Genomic DNA, 17,117 nt, shown 5'->3' on the forward strand with positions numbered 1-17,117 from the left:
CCGAAGCCATCTGCTTTTTTCGGGCCAGCCGCCGCTGCGCGCCAGTCCGGCGCGCGGGCCACTGGCCAGCAGGCTTGTGCATTTCGTTTAGCCCGGGCATCAGGAGGTAAAACCCTTCACAACCCGGCTCATGCGCTGCCTGCTATTCCTCGCGTTCCTTTGCTGCCTGCTTCTGCCCGCCCACGCCCAACGCCGCGTGGCCGAGGCCCGCCAGCAGAGCTACCTCACCAAAGTTTTCCGCCTGAGCGAAGCCCAGACCCGCCAGCTCTACGAGCACGGCCTTGGCGCGGCGCGGGCCGATTTCTTCGCGCAGGCCGTCGACTCCTTTGCCACCGACAAGCCCGTGCGCCGGCCGCTGCCGCCCGGCTACTACCTCGAAGCCCACGCCGAAGGCGCGCAGCTGGTGTATGAGCTGCGCGCCGAAACCGACCGCGAAGTGGCGCTGCTTGATAATCAGGTCGACCTGACGCTGGTGGTGCGCGACTCGCTGGGCCGCCCGCTGCCCGACGCGCAGGTAGCCGTAGCCGGCCGGCCGCTGCCCTTCGATGCCGCTACCCAGAGCTACCGCCAAGCCGGCGGCGGCCGGGCCGGCCTCGTGGCCGTGACGCACGCCGGTCGCACCACCTTCCACCCGCTCAGCCAGACGTTTCCTGAAGGCCGCCGACGCTACGGCCGGCCCGCCGGCCCCTGGCTGCGGCGCGCCTACTGGCGCGTGGTGTACGGCTTTCCGCTGGGCTACCTCACGCGGCCCACGCGCCAGCTGGTGAATGACTTGCGCCACGCCTCGTACGTGTCGACGGGCCTGGTGGGGCTGCTGCGCTCCATTTTCAACGAGGAAGTGCGCGAGGAGCGCCGGGAGCGCCGTCACCCCGAGCGGGAAGATTCTGACGACAACGACGAGCAGGCCGGCCGCTGGACCAGCTACGTGGCCACCAGCCAGCCCCGCTACCGCCCCACTGGCGACACCCTCCGCCTGAAAGCCCGCGTGCTCAGCCGCCGAAATGGCAAGCCCTACCGCCAGCCCCTCACGCTGTGGCTGGGCGGCGATTACACCCACCCCGAGGGCAAGCGCCTGGCCGTGCTGCGCGCCAGCCGCCCCGGCAGCTACCTCTACACCCTGCCCCTGACCGATACGTTGGGCCTGCGGGCCGATACCTACGTGGGCTTCCGGCTGAAGGACCGGCGCGGCCAGGTGCGGGCCAGCGGCCAGTTCAAGCTCGAAGACTACGAGCTAAAAAACAGCCGCTACACCCTGCGCGTGGCCGAAAAAAACCCGCACGCGGGCCAGCCGCAGGCCGTGTACGTGCGCGGCACCGATGCCAACGACCTCAATCTGCTCGATGCCCGCGTGCAGCTTAGCCTCACGCCGGCCGGCGCGCCGGGGGTGCTGCCGCGCCGCCAGCTGTTCGTGCCCGACACGCTCTGGACCCGCCGCCAGCCCCTCGATGCGCTGGGCGAAACCCGCCTCGACGTACCCGCCACCGCCCTGCCCGATGTCGATTTCAGCTACCAGGTGCAAGCCACGCTGCTCACCGCCGACAACGAGCGCCGCACCGAAAGCACCGTGGTGCCGCAGCTGCGCGACCCCGGCCAGCTGAAGCTGGAGCTGCGCGGCGACTCGGTGCACCTCAGCTACGAACATCTGGGCAAGGCGCAGCCGCACGCGGCCACGCTGCATATTTCGGCCAACCGCAAGGTGGGCGGCGACTGGCTGTTTCGGGGGCCGGTGCAGTTACCGGTTGCGGCGCCGGTGCAGGCGCAGGCCGATTATTACGAACTGCGCGACGCGCAGGGCCACACCGCCCGCCTCGACCTCGACGAAGAAAATGCCGGCCTGAGCCTGCTCTCCGACCGGCCCGCCGACTCGCTGGTGCTGGCCGTGGACAACCCGCGCCGCCTCGCATTCTGGTACTACGTGTACCAGGGCAACCGCCTGCGCTACCGCGGCTACGGCCCGGCCCTGCGCCTGGCCGTGCCCCACGCGGGCGCCGAGCCGTGGTACGCCTCGCTGCACTACTGGTGGGGCGGCGAATTGCGCACCGCCGAGTACACCGTGGCCCTGCCCGCCCCGCAGCTGCGCATCGAAACCCAGCAGCCCGCCGTGGCCTACCCCGGCCAGAAAATCAGCCTCGGCTTTGCCGTGACCGACGAGCGCGGCCGCCCCGTGCCCAACGCCGACCTCACCAGCTACGCCCACACCAGCAAGTTTGAGCAGGCCGCCGTGCCCGCGCTGCCGGTGCTGCGCGTGGCCCGGCCGGTGGCGGGCCGGCGCTCGCTGCGCCGCTTCGGGCTGGCCAACGATTTCGGCCACCAGCCCACGCGCCGCCTGCTCGACTGGCCGCGCTGGCGCAACGTGCTGGGACTTGATTCGCTCACGTTTTATCGGTTTCTGTACCCGGATAACGGGTTTTTCCACGAGTATCGGCCCGCGCCGGGCGGCCTCACGCAGGTGGCGGTGTTCGTGGTCGACTCGGGCCGGGTGCAGCCGCCGGTGGCGGTGTACGTGGACGGGCAGCCCGGCTACATCCACCACATCAACAGCAACGACCCCTATACCGTGGTGGCCGACAGTGGCCTGCACAACATCAGCATCCGCACCAGCACGCGACTCGTGCGCCTCGATGGCGTGTATTTGAAACCCCTGCACAAGCTCACGCTTAGCATCGATATTAATCAACCTTGCTATGAATTGAGCGTGCAGAAGGTGAAGCCACAGCTCATTCCAGATGAGTTGCTGGCTTTGCAGCGCACGCTGGTGGTAGTAGACGAGGCCGGCCTGACCGCGCCCACGCTGCGGCAGGGCCGGCTGCTGCGCCCGCTCGGCGGCCGGACGTACTCGGGCCGGGTGGCGGGGCCGTTCCGGCCCGATTCGGTACTGCTGCGCGACCCATTGGGGCTGCGGCGCAAGTTTTTGTTTGAGCCGCTTTACAAGTATTCGTTCGGGCCGCAGTTGCTCAAAATGCAGTGTTTCGATGCCAACCTGCTGGGCCCGCTGAACGGCACGGCCGGCTATGGCTGGTTGCCGCTGAAAGGGTTTGCTTACACCGAAGCCGACTTCCGCCGGCAACCGCAGTGGGTGGCCCCCACCATTCCAGTCTACCTCGACAACGCGTTTGACGCGCCGTGGAGCACGCCCGCCGGGCAGGGCCGGCTGGAGCTGCGCTCCCCACCGCCGCCCAACAACCCTACCGAAACCGCGCTGCCGGCACCGCGCTACGTGCGCCTCATCTGCGCCGACCAGCCCAAATTCCTGCGTTTCGTGCGCTACTACGGCACCATGACGCTGCACGCCCTGCCAGCCGGCCGCTACCGTGTGGCCGTGCTGCTGGCCGACAGCTCCTGCTTAGCTCCGACCGAGGACGTGCTCATCCAACCCAACGGCCAGACTTACTACCAGCTCCAGCGCACCGACCGCGTGCCCGCCGGCCCGCTCGGCCACCGCCTCAACCAGCTGCTGTGGCGGCTGCGCCCCAAGCTGGGCACGACCATGAAAGACGTGGAGCAGCGCCGCGTCATTCGGGTCGAAACGCCATCCAAGCCACAACCGGGCTGGCGCACCATCCGCGGCCAGGTAATCGACCAAAGCAACGAGGAAGGTCTTCCCGGTGTGACGGTGCTGCTGAAGGGCACTACCCTGGGCGTGTCGACCAACGCCGACGGCAGCTTCGTACTACAGGTGCCACCCGATGGCTATAGTACCCTGGCCATCAGTAGCGTGGGCTACGTGACCCGCGAAATTCCACTGGGCTGGTTGGGCGAGCTCACCGTGAAGCTGGCTGCTGATGCCAAGCAGTTGAGCGAGGTGGTGGTGACGGGTTATTTTTCGGCTCGTCGGGCAGATTTAACTGGCTCGGTGCAGACTATTTCGGCGGCCCCGCTTCGTGGCCTGAGCGGCCGGGTAGCGGGCGTGAGCATTGATGGCGCGCAGCCGGGCGCGGGCGCCCGCGTGATGATTCGCGGGGCGGCCGCGCTCACTAGCAACAGCCCGCTGATTATCCTCGACGGGCTGCCCTTCAATGGCCTGGCCGCCGACCTCGACCCGGCTACGCTGGCCAACGCCCGCACCATTGCCGGGGCGCAGGCCACCGGCCTCTACGGCGCGGCTGCCGCCAACGGCGTGCTCATCCTCACCACCAAAAAAAGCGCCGATGCCGACGGCCCCGGCCGCGACCCGCGCCTGGCTCTGCGCCGCCATTTCCGCGACTACGGGTGGTGGCGGCCGCTGCTGACTACCGACGCCCGCGGCCAGGCCCGCACCGAGGTGGTGCTGCCCGACGACGTGACCAGTTGGGACAGCTTCGTACTGGCGTCCGACCGCCACGGCCGGCTGGGCCAGGCCACTGGCCGCCTGAAATCGTTCAAGCAGCTGCGGGCCGAGCTGGCCACGCCCCGTTTTCTGGTGGCCGGCGACCGCACCCAACTGCTGGGCAAAAGCCTGAACTACGGATTCGACACGGCCCGCGTAACGACCACCTTCCGCAACGGCGACAAAGTACTGGGCAGCCAGGCCCGCCTCGTCAGCCCCTCGGCCGTGGATACGCTCACCTTCACCGCCCCCACGCCCACCGGGCCCGATTCGGTGACGGTGAGCTTCGCCCTGGCCCAGCCCAATGGCTACCAGGACGGCGAGCAGCGCACCCTGGCCGTGCTGCCGGCCGGCACCCGCGAAACCGTGGGCACCTTCGCCACGCTGGCGGCGGCCGATACCACCGTGCAATTCATGATTGACCCGACGCTGGGCGAGGCCACCGTGCGGCTCGAAAGCGACGCGCTGCCGCTGCTGCTCTCCGAAATCGAGCACCTGCAATCCTACGCCTACCTCTGCAACGAGCAGGCCGCCTCCAAGCTGAAGGCCCTGCTGCTGGAGAAGCGCATCCGCGCCGTGCAGGCCCAGCCCTTCAAAGGCGACCGGGCGGTGAACTTTCTCATTCGCAAGCTGCTGGCCGGCCGGCACAAGCCCGAGGGGCTGTGGGGCACCTGGCCCAACTCGCTGGTGAGCCCCTGGGCCACCTCGCACGTGCTGGAGGCGCTGCTGGAGGCCGAGCAGGCCGGCTACAAGCTGAAGCTGGACCGCGCCCCAATTCAGGCTTTTTTGCTGCGTGAGCTCGATGCTCAGCTGAGCGAAGCTGCCACCGTGGCCGTCCTGCGCCGGGCACATCCGGCCTACTACAGCAGCTACTACCAGTCGGCCGACGACCTCATTCGGCTGCTCTCGTTGTTGCACCATCTGGGCGCGCCGGCCGACTATCGCACCTACCTAGCCCGCTTCGACCGCCTCCAGACCGGCCGCCAGCCGCTCGACCGCTACCTGGCCCTCACGGCGCTGCGGCAGCAGCTGGGCCTGCCCTACCAGCTCGATACGCTGCGCCGCTACCGCCTGCGCACCCAGCTCGGTGGCGTGTTCTACTGCGACACGCTGCACGCCTCTACCTACTACCGTTTCCTGCTGCGCAACCAAGTGGGCTCCACGCTGCTGGCCTACCGGGTGCTGCGCGCCGCACCCGGCCACGAGGCCGAACTAGCCCACCTGCGCCTGGGCCTGCTCAACCTGCGCGAGGGCGGCCACTGGACCAGCACCTTCGAAGCCGCCCAAATCCTCGAAACCATTGGCCCCGAGCTGTTTGCCGATGGCCGGCCGGCCACCTTTGCCCGCGCCCGGCTCAGCGGCGGGCTGAGCCAGACGGTGAGCGAGTTTCCTTTCACGGCCAAAATTCCTGCCACGGCCGGCCCCATTCTGCTGCACAAGGAAGGCCTGCTGCCCGTGTACGCCACCGCCTACCAAACGCGCTGGAACCCCACGCCCGCCCCGGTGGCCGGCGCGTTCACGGTGCGCACGGCGCTGGCGGGCCAGGCCGGCACCCGCGTGCTGTTGCGCGCCGGCCAGCCCGCCGAGCTGGTTGTCACCGTCGATGTCAAGGCCGAAGCCCGCTACGTGCTGCTCGAAGTGCCCATTCCGGCCGGCTGCTCTTACGGCGACCCGGCTGCGCCCAACTACCTCGAAACCCACCGCGAATACCTGCGCCACCAAACCGGCATCTTCCTCGACCAGCTGCCCATTGGCCGCCACGAGTTCCGCATCGCGCTCCAGCCGCGCTTCCGGGGCCAATACACCATCAATCCGGCCAAGGCCGAGTTGGTGTATTTCCCCACCAAGTTTGGCCGCTCGGCCAGCAAGCAGGCGGTGGTGAGGTAGCGTAATGAAGCTACCCAGCCACATCTAAACCGTCATGCTTTGCTGCGCGCTGCATGACGGTTTGGTACCTGTCAGCCCCATTTTAAATGACTGCACCATCAATCGTCGCTGATTTGATGCAGGGAGATATGCCCGCTCTCTTCCAGCACGGCGAATTGCTGGCGGTCGCGGGTGGCCAGCACGGCTACCGGGGTGCTTTTTAGCTCGATGAGCCGCACTTCATCGTAGCCCTTTTCTTCCCACCGCAGCAGTGCGACACATGAATCATCGAGCACCACCAGATGCTCAGGCCCCACAAACTGTAGGTTGCCGGCAAGGCTGTAGGTCGACAAAAAAGCGGGCAACGGCTCGTTACTGATGGGCTGGGTGGGCTCCCAGTTAAATAGGTCTTCCTGCATGGCTATGGCCAGCTGCAGCTTCGGCGTGTAGGGCGAGGGCACAAGTTGCAGGATTTCGCCATCCGGTAGCTGGTGGGTGCGCCCGCGGCCGTCTTCCGCCCAGCATACCAACCAGTGCTGCCAGTAGCTATAGTACATCCCATCGCGGTAAAGCAGCTCGGCCGGCCAGTTGCGGCCGTTTGCGTACTCGTCCGGATTACCTTCGGCAAATGGGTGCGCGAATGGGACTCGCCGCTTACCTTCAGCCAAATAACGCTCTACCACAATGTTCCCGTTCTGGAGCCGGGCGGTGGCGGTGCCACCGTCGGGCAGCAGGCACACACGGGCGGGCCAGGGCGGCAGCCAGCTGGGACACTCCACGGTCAGGGCTTCGGCGAAATATTTGTTTTGGGGGAGATACTTGGTTTCCAACGAAAGCTGCTCCGAGGGCCGCAGGATGATGCGGGGGCCGTGCTGCTCGTCGGCCACCAGCACGATTTCCGTGCCGGCCGGCACCGGGGTTATCCACGAGTAATATTCGACCTGGCCGTACCAGTTGCCCCGGGCCAGGTGCAGCCGCTCGTCGCGCACACCCACGGCCACCCATTGGTGGCGGTGCGTCAGGGCAGCTTTCCAGTGAATGGTGGGGTCGAGCGGCGACGTGGTTAGGCCGGCGGTTGGGCCAGTTGCGGGCCGCGCGCGCGGCTGGCTGATGAAGCGACCGCAGTCGGCGGCCAGCAGGCGGTCGTCGGGCACGAAGTGGCGCAGCAGGCTCAGGTGGGCGAGGTTGCCGGCGGCGGCTTCGGTGCTCACCACCTCGTAGGCAATGTCGCGCGCGGTGCTGAGCAGCGTCGGGGCCGGGTGCTTTTCGCTGAGGGTGGCCAGCACGCGTAGCAGCGGCACGCGCCGCTCGCGGGGCGTGTGCTCGGCAAAAATGGTGCGCACGGGCGCGCTCAGGTCAGCTCCTGGAGCGGCGGCCAGCAGGTCGAAGTACTGACGCAGGCACACTTCGGGCTGCTTGGGGCTGGCCCAGCCTTGCAGCAGCACCTCCTGCGCCCGGCCGGTATCGACGAGCTTGTGGGCCAGCAGGCGGGCGGCGGCGGGGTGGTCGTGGTTGTCGAGCAGCAGGGCCACGCCGCGCTCGTAGTGGCGGGCCGCCAGCGCGGGCTGAGCAAGGCGTTGGTGCAGGTCGCCGGCTTTTTCGTGCTCCTTCAGCTCGGCGTAGAGCTCGGCAGCTTCGAGCAATAGGCCGCCGTTTTCGAGGCACTTGGCGGCGGCCGGCTTGTTGTGCAGGTGGTCTTTGTAAAGCGCGGCGGCTTCGCGGCAAAAGCCGCCCTGCTCCAGGGTGTTGGCGGCGGCCGGGTAGTCGCCCAGCAGGTGCGCGTAGATGTAAGCAGCTTTTTTGAAGCGGCCGGCATTGATTTCCTGCGTTGCCGCGGCGCGGTACCGCAGGCTCAGGCTGTGGCGGTAGGAATCGAGGTTCCAGGCATCGACCCGGCCACCGCCACCCAGGCGGCCGAGGTTGAATTCGGTGTTGCGCTGCCCCAGCCGGGCCGATTCCGGCGCGCGGCCGCGGTCCTGGTATGGCCCGCCCAGCGGAATAGCGTACTTCAGGGCCTCCTCCAGGCTTTCGCCAAACAGCTTCAGCAGGCGCTCAATCTCGTTCTGGCGCTTCTGCTCCAGGTTGTGAATGCGGCGGTTGAGCCATTGCTCGACCCGCTGCCCGAACCCGGGCCGGGCCGGGGCGGCGGGCGCGGGGCGGCGCGGCGCAGTCGGCGCGGGGCTACGTTCATTCAGCAAGCGCATGAAAAGCCGCCCTAGCATCACCACCAGCATTATCAGGCCCGCCACGGAGTGCGAGCCCAGCGCACTAAACAGCAGCGCCATCAGGGCTAACACCCCCAGCACCAACGCGGCTCCGCCCAGCACCTTACCAAAAAATCCCCAGTCGATAAGCAAGGGCCGGGGGCGTATTCTCCACAGGCCTGCCCCCACTCGCAGCAACCAGTGGCGCAGGTTGTCGAAGGCCGTTTGCAGCGGCCCCGTTTGGTCGTCGGCCAGGCCCGGCAACTGGGCGAGCGGTACGGTGCCCACTTCTTCCTGAATGCTCTGCACCACTTCTTCCACGGTGGGCTGGAGCACGCGCACTTGCTGCAGGCGCGGCCTGGGCGCGAGGCCCGGCCGGGCGCGGCTCCAGTCGGTGGGGCGCGACGCGGGGCAGTCGAGCAAGGTGGCCAGGTCGAGTTCGTCGGCCGTATCGAAACCGACCAAACCGATGCCGGGGTGCAGCAATTGCCGGGGCCAGAGCAGCGCGCCCGCCAGCTCGCCGGGCGCCGTGGCAGGCCAGAGCGTGGCGCCCACGGGCACGTAGAGGCGGCCGTCGGCTTCGCGGCCGTAGGGTTCGAGCACGTCGGCGGGCAGGTCGCCGGCAGCCACCACGAACAGGCCGGCCACTTGCACCGAGCGAATGGACTCGGGCACGAGGTAGCAGGTTAGCTGGGCGGCGGGCAGGTTCCAGCGGCTCAGCTCGCGTAGCCAGGCCGCCGGGTCGGCCCCGCGCAGGAAGGCCGCGCTGGCCGGGCGTTGCGCCGTTTCGTGGTAGCGAAGCGTGAGGAGCATGAGCGGTTAGCCGAGGTGGGCGATGAAACGTTGAAGATACTGCTGCTGAAACTCCTGCGGTGGCAGCCGCCGCACCGGGTCGGGGCCGGTGAAATAGTCGGGGCCGCACACGGTGCCATCGGCGGCCCAGGCGGCGGTGGGTTTGCCCAGAATCAGCAGCACGGCCAGTTCCGGCACGCTGGCATCGGCGCTGCGCAGGTGCAGCAGGCCGCGCGTGTCGGCCACGGCCGTGCTGCCATCGGGCCAGCGGAAATGCCGCAGCAGCACCTGCTCGTTGGCCGCCAGGGGCAGCGTGTGGTCCAGCGTGGCCTTCGTGCGGTACGTGGCTTGCTGCCCGGTCGTGATGCTCATCAGGTGCAGGCCGTGGTGCAGCGAGGCCGAATGGCTGATGAGGCGCAGCTCGTGGCCCTCAATCACGAGCTCGCCCAGGCCGTTCACTTCCAGGCGGTTCACCCGTTGCAGCACCGTGTAGCCGTTGTTGACGTGGCGCTTGATGTGGCCGAAATCGGGCCGGAAGCCGGAAGGCGTGGCCGTGGGAACCGTAAAATTCCGGCTGTCGCTTTTCCGCCACTGCTCGCAGTCGAACACCAGCACGCCATCGGGCTGCGGCACGTAGTAGCACTGGTCTTTGAACACCACGCCGGCCGGGGCCTCGCCCATTTTCAGCTCCGCCGACAAATCCATCATGGTGGCCTCGATGTCGGCGCTGAAGGCATACACCCGCAGCAGCTGCGGGCCGCTCACCAGCACATACACCTCTTGCTGGCCATCGCTGCCGAACCAATAGCTGCCCGCTTCAATCTGCGGCAGCAGCTCCCGCGCCCCGAAGCTTTTATCGGGCCAGAACAGCACCCTGCGAGTATCGACAATAGCCAGCACCCCAATCTGGGGCACGTAAAACGTGTTTTTGATGGACATCCGCAGCCCCGTAACCGGCAGGTAAAGCGGCGCCGGCGCGTACTGCCAGAAGGCCGGCCCGTCGGCGGCAATTTGCCGAAGCAGCGGCCGGCGCGGCACCACCACGGCTGCGAACAGCAGCTCGGCCAAATCGTAGCGGGTGGTGCTGGCCAGCGTGCGGTGGCCGTTCTGGTACTCGTAGAACTGCAGCTCGCCGCTGCGGTCTACCGTGAGCAGGAAGCGCAGCATCGGGCCGGCTTCGGCCAGCGCCCGGGCAAACTCCGGCTGGTGCAGCAGCCCGGCTTCGGTGATGAGCAGACAGTCGCCGGGGGCGGGCCGGTGGTGGCCGACATCCTGCAAAGCCGGGCCGGCGTGCGGGGCCGGGTCGAGCCGTTCCAGGGCGGCCACCACGCCGTCAAAGGTTTCCAAATCGAGCGGCGTGGCCTGCTGGCCGCCGAGGGCCAGCGCCGCCACCGGCACCGGCGGGCGGCCCTGGCGCGAGTTGCGGGCCCAGGCCAGCGCGGCGGCCAGCGCAAACACGCGCGGCACGCCCCACATGCGCAAGGTGGTGTCGAGCAGCACGGCGCGGGGCTGCACTTCGGGCTGCGGCGGGGCTTCGCGGCGCAGGTACAAGGCCTCGTTGTTCACCAGCCGGGCCATCAGCGAAAGGTCGTCGTGGGCCAGCTCGCTCAGCAGCAGCCGGTCGAAGTTGCCGCGGTTGCTGATGTCGGCCACGCCACCGATGGGCTGGTTGCCGGTCCTGCTGGCGTGCAGCGGAATGCGCAGCGCCGCCACCAGTTGCCGGGTGAGGCGGGCCAGGCCGGCCGTGCGCGCATCCTGGGCCAACTGGTCGAGCAGGTCGATGGTGGCCGGTGCGTCCGGCAATGGTTGAGGAGCCTTATTGCCCCGGGTATGCCGGTGCAGCGCCACGGCGGCAATCAGGTTTCCAAGGAGATGGCGGCCAGCTTCGGGCAGCGGCGGGGGCAGCTTGTCGAGGCCGGTGCGCAGGTGCAGGGCAAGGGCTTCGGTGGTGGGGAAGCGCCGACGCGCCTGCACCAGGCAGTCCAGCTCATTAAAAAACGTGCGCCGCAGAAGCTGCCCGCCCGGGGCGCTGCGCAGGGCCGAATCCAGCCGGCCGCTGCTCCAGTCGTCAAGCAGCGCCCCTGCCATATCCGGGGCCACCAGCGGAGCCTGGACGCTGAAAATCGTTTGCAACAGATGCGCCTTGGCCACGCCCTGCCGCAACCCGGCGGGCAGGCCGCGCACCACGTCCATAAACTCCAGGGTTTCGCTCACCTGCCTTTCCGATATGCCGACGTGCGGGTCTTTCGGGCCGCCCGGCAAGTGGTGCACCAAGCTGCGCAGCACGGCCGGGCCGCTGCTGCCGTCCGGCCAGGTATCGGCGCAGGCGGCCAGCAGTAGCAGCACTGGGGCCAATGGCGGTAATCCTTGTGCTACGAGGCTGCGCAGGCTTCCCGCCAAATCTTCGCGGTAGCAGATGGTGTTGCCGTGTTTCCACTCCACCACTTTGCCTTCTTCCACCCAATTCCAGAACGAGCCTTTCGGGCTCTGAAAATAGTCGAAACCCAGGCTGGGCTGGTGCGAGGGGCCGGGTGCATTATTCAGCTCATTCATCCCCAAACCCTTCCATCGTGAACCGCACCGCGCTGCGCGTAACGGGCAAAACCGCCGCCGCCGGTATGCGCTCCCAGCGGCCATCGGCGGCAAAGAGCAGCACGTCATCGGCCGCGGTTTGCAGCTTCTGGCGCAGCAGCGGGGCCAGCAGAGGAGCCTCAAAATCGAAGCCGGCCGGTAGCAGCAGGCCCGCGCGCCACCACAGCTCCTGGCCCGGCAGCGGGGGCAACGGCACGCCCAACAGCAGCACCCGGCCATCGGCCGCCACCGCAAAGCGCAGGGCGCGCAGGCGAATTTCCGGCGCCGTTTCGGCATAAGCATGCCAGGTGGCCAGGTCGGTGAGCAGGCCCGCGCCCGCCTCAGCCCGCGCCGACGCACCTAGCCGCACCCGATAAGCCGGCGCGCCCTGAGCGGGCAAAGCGGCCGTGGGAAGCTCCAGCGGCACAAAGGCCCGAATTGGCTGCCAACTCAGTCCGGCCGGCAGCCGGGCGGTGGGCGTGCGCTGCCCGCCGGCAAACAGCCGGACCTCGCTATCAACCGCATAGGCGGCCACGGCGGGCAGGCCGCGCACGGGCAGCGGCAGCTCGGCGGTGGCGGGCAGGCCGCGCAGCCAGAGCTGGCCGGCGGCCTCGGCCACTTGCAGGCCCGGCAGGTGACGCACGCGGCCCAGGGCTTCGCGGTCGGCCGCCGCCAGCACGAGGATGCGCTCGGTCATCATGCCTGCAACACTTTCTGCCAAAGCGCATCCAGGGGCTGCTGCACGTAGGCGCGCTGCTCGTCGTTGGCCAGCCATTGGGCGCGGCCGTGCAGGTAGCGCAGCTGGTCTTTGATGGTGGTGCGCTCGGCGGGCGAGGTGGCGGGCAGTTCCCACTGGCCAGCCAGGGTTTCGATTTCGCGCAGCAGGGCCTCGGCATCGGGGGCATCGTGGCCGGCGGCCCGGGGGTGCTGGGCCGGCGCGGTGTCGGCGTGCACCACAGCGTCCACGATGCTGCCCACTACTTCGCGCTGCTCGTCGGTGTCCCAGATGTAGCGCAGCACCCACATGTCGGAGGCGATGGCCGTGGTGCGCTGGCACAGCAGGGCGCTGGCCGCCAGCAGCCGCTGCAGCTTCACGGCGCGGCGGTCCGACACGGCCAGGCCGGCCAGCCGCAGCTTGCGCACGAGGTCGGTGTAGAGCGGGCGCACGGGGCGCAGGTCTACCAGCGGCAGGGCGGCCTGCAGGCGTAGCACCGCTTCGGCCGAAATGGTGGGTGCGTCGGCCGCGTTGGTGCGCTCCAGCGCCCAGCCGGCTTCCAGCACATCGGCCAAGGCCTCGGGGGCCACGTAGTCGCAGTGCACACGCACCAGAAAACGGTCGAACAGGGCCTGCAGGGCGTCGTCTTCGGGCAAATGGTTGCTGGCCCCCACCATCAGCAGGGCGGGCAGGGCGCGGGTTTCGCGGCCCCGCCGGAACACCCGCTCGTTCAGCACCATCAGCAGGCTGTTGAGAATGGCGCTGTTGGCGTTCAGCAGCTCATCCAGAAATACCAAGTGGGCTTCGGGCAGCATCCCGGCGGTGTTGGTCACGAGGTCGCCCTCGCGCAGTCGCCGGATGTCGAACGGCCCGAACAGCTCGTTGGGTTCGGTGAAGCGCGTGAGCAGGTATTCGAAGGTGTTGCCCTGCAGCCGCTGGGCCAGGGCGCGCACCAGCGCACTTTTAGCCGTGCCGGGTGGCCCCAGCAGGAACAGGTTTTCGCGCCCTACCAAACACAGGCACATCAAATCGATGATGTCGTCCTTGCCCACAAAAGTGGCTTTGAGGTGCGCGGCCACGCGGTTGAGCTGCTCGACCAGCAGCCATTCTTCGGTCAGTAGGTTTTCCATTTAAGCGGGTAGTGAAAAGGCAGCGAAATCGGGCCACAAGGTAGCGGCGTATTGGCCCAATGCCGCGTGTACCAGCGGGGCCAGGTGCGTCTGCGCAGCCCGCACCTGGTCCTGCGTCCGGATGATGCGGTCGATGTATTCCTGCTGCAGCGCCGAATGCGCCAGGATGCGCGCTTCCGCTTCGGTTGCACCGGCCGCGCCTTCTTCAGCGCCCACAAACGAAAAAGGCCACTGCCCGGCCGTGGCGCGCAGGCGGCCCACCAGCGCATCGCCGGGGGCCAGGCCTTTGGCCAGCCGCAGCAAATCGGGCAGGTAACGCAAGGTTAGGTCAGCCGAATAGATGGCGGCCGGGGTGATTTCGCCCGTGAAATCGGCTAGCTGCGTTTGCACCACGGTTTCATCCAGCTCGCGCACCAGCGCCAGCTGCACGGTGTGGTAGAGGTAGGCCGCCGCCCAGCTCGCTGCCGGCGCATCAAAAGCCGGAGCCGGACCGGGCAATTCGCGCACATCGTCGGCGTAGTAGGCGCGCAGCAACTCTTCGGCAGCCAGTAGGTCGGCCGGCTCGAAAGGCACCGGGCGGGCCGTTAGGGTAACGGCACCAGTCGTCAGCAAATGGTGGAGGAAACCGGTCAGAAGCATGGGTAGAATGCAGCTAGCCGCGGCCCGCTCCTTGGCGGCTCAGCCACGGCGAATGGCTCGGCACAAAGCTACGGTAGTGGCTGGCTGTCCGAAACCAGCCGCACGCCCGTTTGCCAACGCAGGGCAAAGGGCTCCATCATCGCGCATTATTACTGCGGGAATGAGCTTGGCAGCAAAACAAAAAGGCCGTTTGCGAATTGCAAACGGCCTTTTTTCTAGGTAGCGGGGACTGGATTGCGGCCTATGTTTGAGCCCTTATACTAGCCAGACTAAAAAAGGCCCTTTCTAGCCTGCAAACCGCTTTCGCAATGTGCAGTTGTCGGGATTAGTCGGGGTACGCACTGTTTAAATCGCAGCGTGTGTACCCCCACGTGTACCCTTGTCGGGGTACACACCCTATCTTTAGCATGGCAACTACACACTCATTTTATGGCGACGGTATCCTTTCACTTGAAGGAGCCGGGGGCAGACCGCCCCACGGCAATTTACGCCCTGCTCACCATTGACCGGCGCAACCGGGTCAAGGTGTACACCGGGCAGAGCATTCACCCCAGCAAGTGGCTCAAAGCTGACCAGCGAGCCCAGGTGCGCGGTCGGGGCAATGAATTGAACGGGCACCTCAACGACGCGCTGGCCGGCATCAGCGAGCGGCTACTGCTCGCCTATTCGGAGCACCTGGCGGCCGGCACCGTGCCGACTGCGGCCGCGCTGCGCGAGGCGGCCGCTCCGGAGCGCCTCGCAGAACCGGCGGCCGCCAAAGTGCCGGCGGGTGGGGTATTCTGGCAGCACTACGACGAGTGGGTGGCCTACACCCGGGCCGCCGGCACCGTGCGCACGGCCCAGGCCCACGCCACCGCCGGCCGCCACCTGCGCGAGTTTTCGGAGGCCAACGGGTACGCCATCGATTTCGAGACGCTGACGCCCACCGTGGGCGACCGCTGGGCCGCCTACCTGCTGAACGTGGCCAAGCTCACCGACAACACCATCAACAAGCACCTGGGCCGGCTCAAAGCCTTCATGAAGTGGGCGGCCAAGCGAGGCTACACGGAGAGTACCGCCCTCGACCGTGTGAGCTGGGCCCGACGTGAGCCCGACGTGATGGCGCTGAGCGCGGCTGAGCTGGCCGCACTGGAGGAGCTGCAGCTGGTCGCCGGCAGCCGGTTGGAGAAAGCCCGCGCCTGGTTCCTGCTGGCCTGCTACACAGGCCTTCGGTATTCTGACCTAGTGAGCATCCGGCCCCAGCACCTGCGGCCCGCCACGGCCACGCTGCCGGCCCACCTGCGGCTCACGGCCCAGAAGACGCGCGCGGTGGTGAACGTGCCGCTGAGTGCCCGCGCCCTGGGCATCGTCGAGCGGCTGCTGACCGGCGAGCTGGCCACGCACAAAAGCCAACCCATCACCAACCCTGTCCTGAACCGCTTCCTGAAGGAGCTCGGGCAGCTGGCCGGCATCGACAGCCCCGTCGAGGTGATTCGCTACCGCGGCGGGGTGGCCGACGTGGCCACGGCGCCCAAGTACGAAAAGCTAACGGTGCACACGGCTCGCCGCACGTTCGTCACGCTGAACCTGGGCAAGGGCATGAGCGCCGAGTTCGTGATGAAGCTCACCGGGCACACTTCCTACAAGTCGTTTCAGCGCTACGTCAACCTGACGCCCCAGCGCGTGGCCGAGGAGTTCGCGCGGTTTCACGAAATGCCTGCCAATGACGGTGATTCCTCTGCCTCAAGCTAATTCAATCTATCATGTTAAACATCCCAGTTGTAACAGATTTCATTGATAAATTATGGAAGATTGAGAACGTCTTTCCAGAAAGCAGCATTCATTTGCTGAGACTGTATCACAAAGCAAGAGAGGCTAAAAGCGATTTAGAAAATTCTATTCAGCAGATGCTTATGGGTCTGCCACGAGAAAATCAAATTCAGATTTTAAATCATGTATTACAACAATTGGACCCCTCTTCTACCCACTTTAATACGTGCGAATGGTGGATAAAGGAATGTATTCGTGGCAAACCTAAGAGTTGCTGGCTTGGCGAATTGGGAGAAGTTGGGCAATTTATTGGAGTAGATAGAGACGCAATTTCGGAGATGACATTCAACGTCGCACGCGGAATTGCAACAAGATTAGACTCTGAAAGTGAAACGATAAAAAGTTGGGGCGAAGCATATTCAGTTGTAAAAAGCATGCGTGGCTTTATCTCGAAAGACTTAGATGCCATTATAAAAGAATACGTTGAAAATGGAGACGCTTTCCCATTTGACGACCAGCCTTTTAATAATGACACTGTTGCCGCTCGTGCCGTTTCCATAGTGACTAGTAAGACAATGGGCGACACTATTTACACTTTGTCGTCTCACCTTACTTTTATAGAAGACCCTAAAGCAGGATGGACAGCGTCTCCTTCGCGCTGGTGGCAGGGAAAGCTTGAAACAAGCATAACCGATTTAATCAGCGGCCTTTATTACGAGGAACAGGCTGGTTATGCTCCAGCTATAGAATGGCGTGCCAAGCTGGGTGCAGCTCGGGATAGATACTATGAGGCGTTTTACTGGAATGTTGACTCAGAAGGCAAGCCAAAGCCGGGCCTAGTTACTCGCCAACTCTCGGATTTGCAATGGCAGGGCAGCAAAACGGAGTTGGCAGAATTAGGCTATGCCTTGCTGGAGGCTGGCTTAATTAGCGGCCCGCGAGAAGCGGCACTGAGGGCGTTAGCAAGTTCTTTTGGGCAAGACTTAGGCAATCCAGCGAAGCACTTGCAAACCTTGCAAAAACGCAAATGGGGCCCTGGTGGCAAGGAACCAATAACGCCGCTTATAGACCGGCTCGGGGCAGCTTTGAAACAACTGCTGAAAACCAAGTCAGAGGATTCCCCTAAAAAATAAGCATGTCAACCA

Annotated in this window: 8 protein-coding genes; 3 read left to right on the top strand and 5 right to left on the bottom strand. The window is 66.2% G+C overall.

The window, feature by feature from the left end:
* Window positions 1-130: 130 nt before the first annotated feature.
* Window positions 131-6,193, top strand: a complete 6,063-nt coding sequence (locus MON38_RS10490; protein ID WP_241936122.1) for a carboxypeptidase-like regulatory domain-containing protein — start codon at window positions 131-133, stop codon at window positions 6,191-6,193.
* A 98-nt stretch (window positions 6,194-6,291) separates the two neighbouring features.
* On the opposite strand, the gene MON38_RS10495 is transcribed toward MON38_RS10490, so the two are convergent.
* Genes MON38_RS10495 through MON38_RS10515 form a run of 5 tightly spaced genes read right to left on the bottom strand, consistent with a single transcriptional unit; the run spans window position 6,292 to window position 14,223 of the window.
* Complete coding sequence (locus MON38_RS10495; protein WP_241936123.1) at window positions 6,292-9,189, bottom strand: hypothetical protein; 2,898 nt, start codon at window positions 9,187-9,189, stop codon at window positions 6,292-6,294.
* A gap of 6 nt (window positions 9,190-9,195) precedes the next feature.
* The gene (locus tag MON38_RS10500) at window positions 9,196-11,721 is read right to left on the bottom strand and encodes a hypothetical protein (protein WP_241936124.1); all 2,526 of its coding nucleotides are present in this window, start codon (window positions 11,719-11,721) and stop codon (window positions 9,196-9,198) included.
* Window positions 11,714-12,439, bottom strand: a complete 726-nt coding sequence (locus MON38_RS10505; protein ID WP_241936125.1) for a hypothetical protein — start codon at window positions 12,437-12,439, stop codon at window positions 11,714-11,716. Before MON38_RS10505 ends, MON38_RS10500 begins: the two co-directional genes overlap by 8 nt.
* Window positions 12,436-13,584 (bottom strand): AAA family ATPase, encoded by a 1,149-nt coding sequence (locus tag MON38_RS10510; RefSeq protein ID WP_241936126.1) that lies wholly within the window; start codon window positions 13,582-13,584, stop codon window positions 12,436-12,438. The genes MON38_RS10505 and MON38_RS10510 overlap by 4 nt, the downstream gene beginning before the upstream one ends.
* Window positions 13,585-14,223, bottom strand: coding sequence for a hypothetical protein (locus tag MON38_RS10515; RefSeq protein ID WP_241936127.1), 639 nt, complete (start codon window positions 14,221-14,223; stop codon window positions 13,585-13,587).
* A gap of 429 nt (window positions 14,224-14,652) precedes the next feature.
* Here MON38_RS10515 and MON38_RS10520 point away from each other — a divergent pair, with 429 nt between their 5' ends.
* Window positions 14,653-15,954 (top strand): tyrosine-type recombinase/integrase, encoded by a 1,302-nt coding sequence (locus tag MON38_RS10520; RefSeq protein WP_241936128.1) that lies wholly within the window; start codon window positions 14,653-14,655, stop codon window positions 15,952-15,954.
* An 11-nt stretch (window positions 15,955-15,965) separates the two neighbouring features.
* On the top strand, window positions 15,966-17,105 hold the full coding sequence (locus MON38_RS10525; RefSeq protein ID WP_241936129.1) for an RteC domain-containing protein: 1,140 nt from the start codon (window positions 15,966-15,968) through the stop codon (window positions 17,103-17,105).
* The last annotated feature ends 12 nt before the right edge of the window (window positions 17,106-17,117 follow it).

It is taken from the genome of Hymenobacter cyanobacteriorum (genome assembly GCF_022631375.1).
GTDB lineage: Bacteria > Bacteroidota > Bacteroidia > Cytophagales > Hymenobacteraceae > Hymenobacter > Hymenobacter cyanobacteriorum.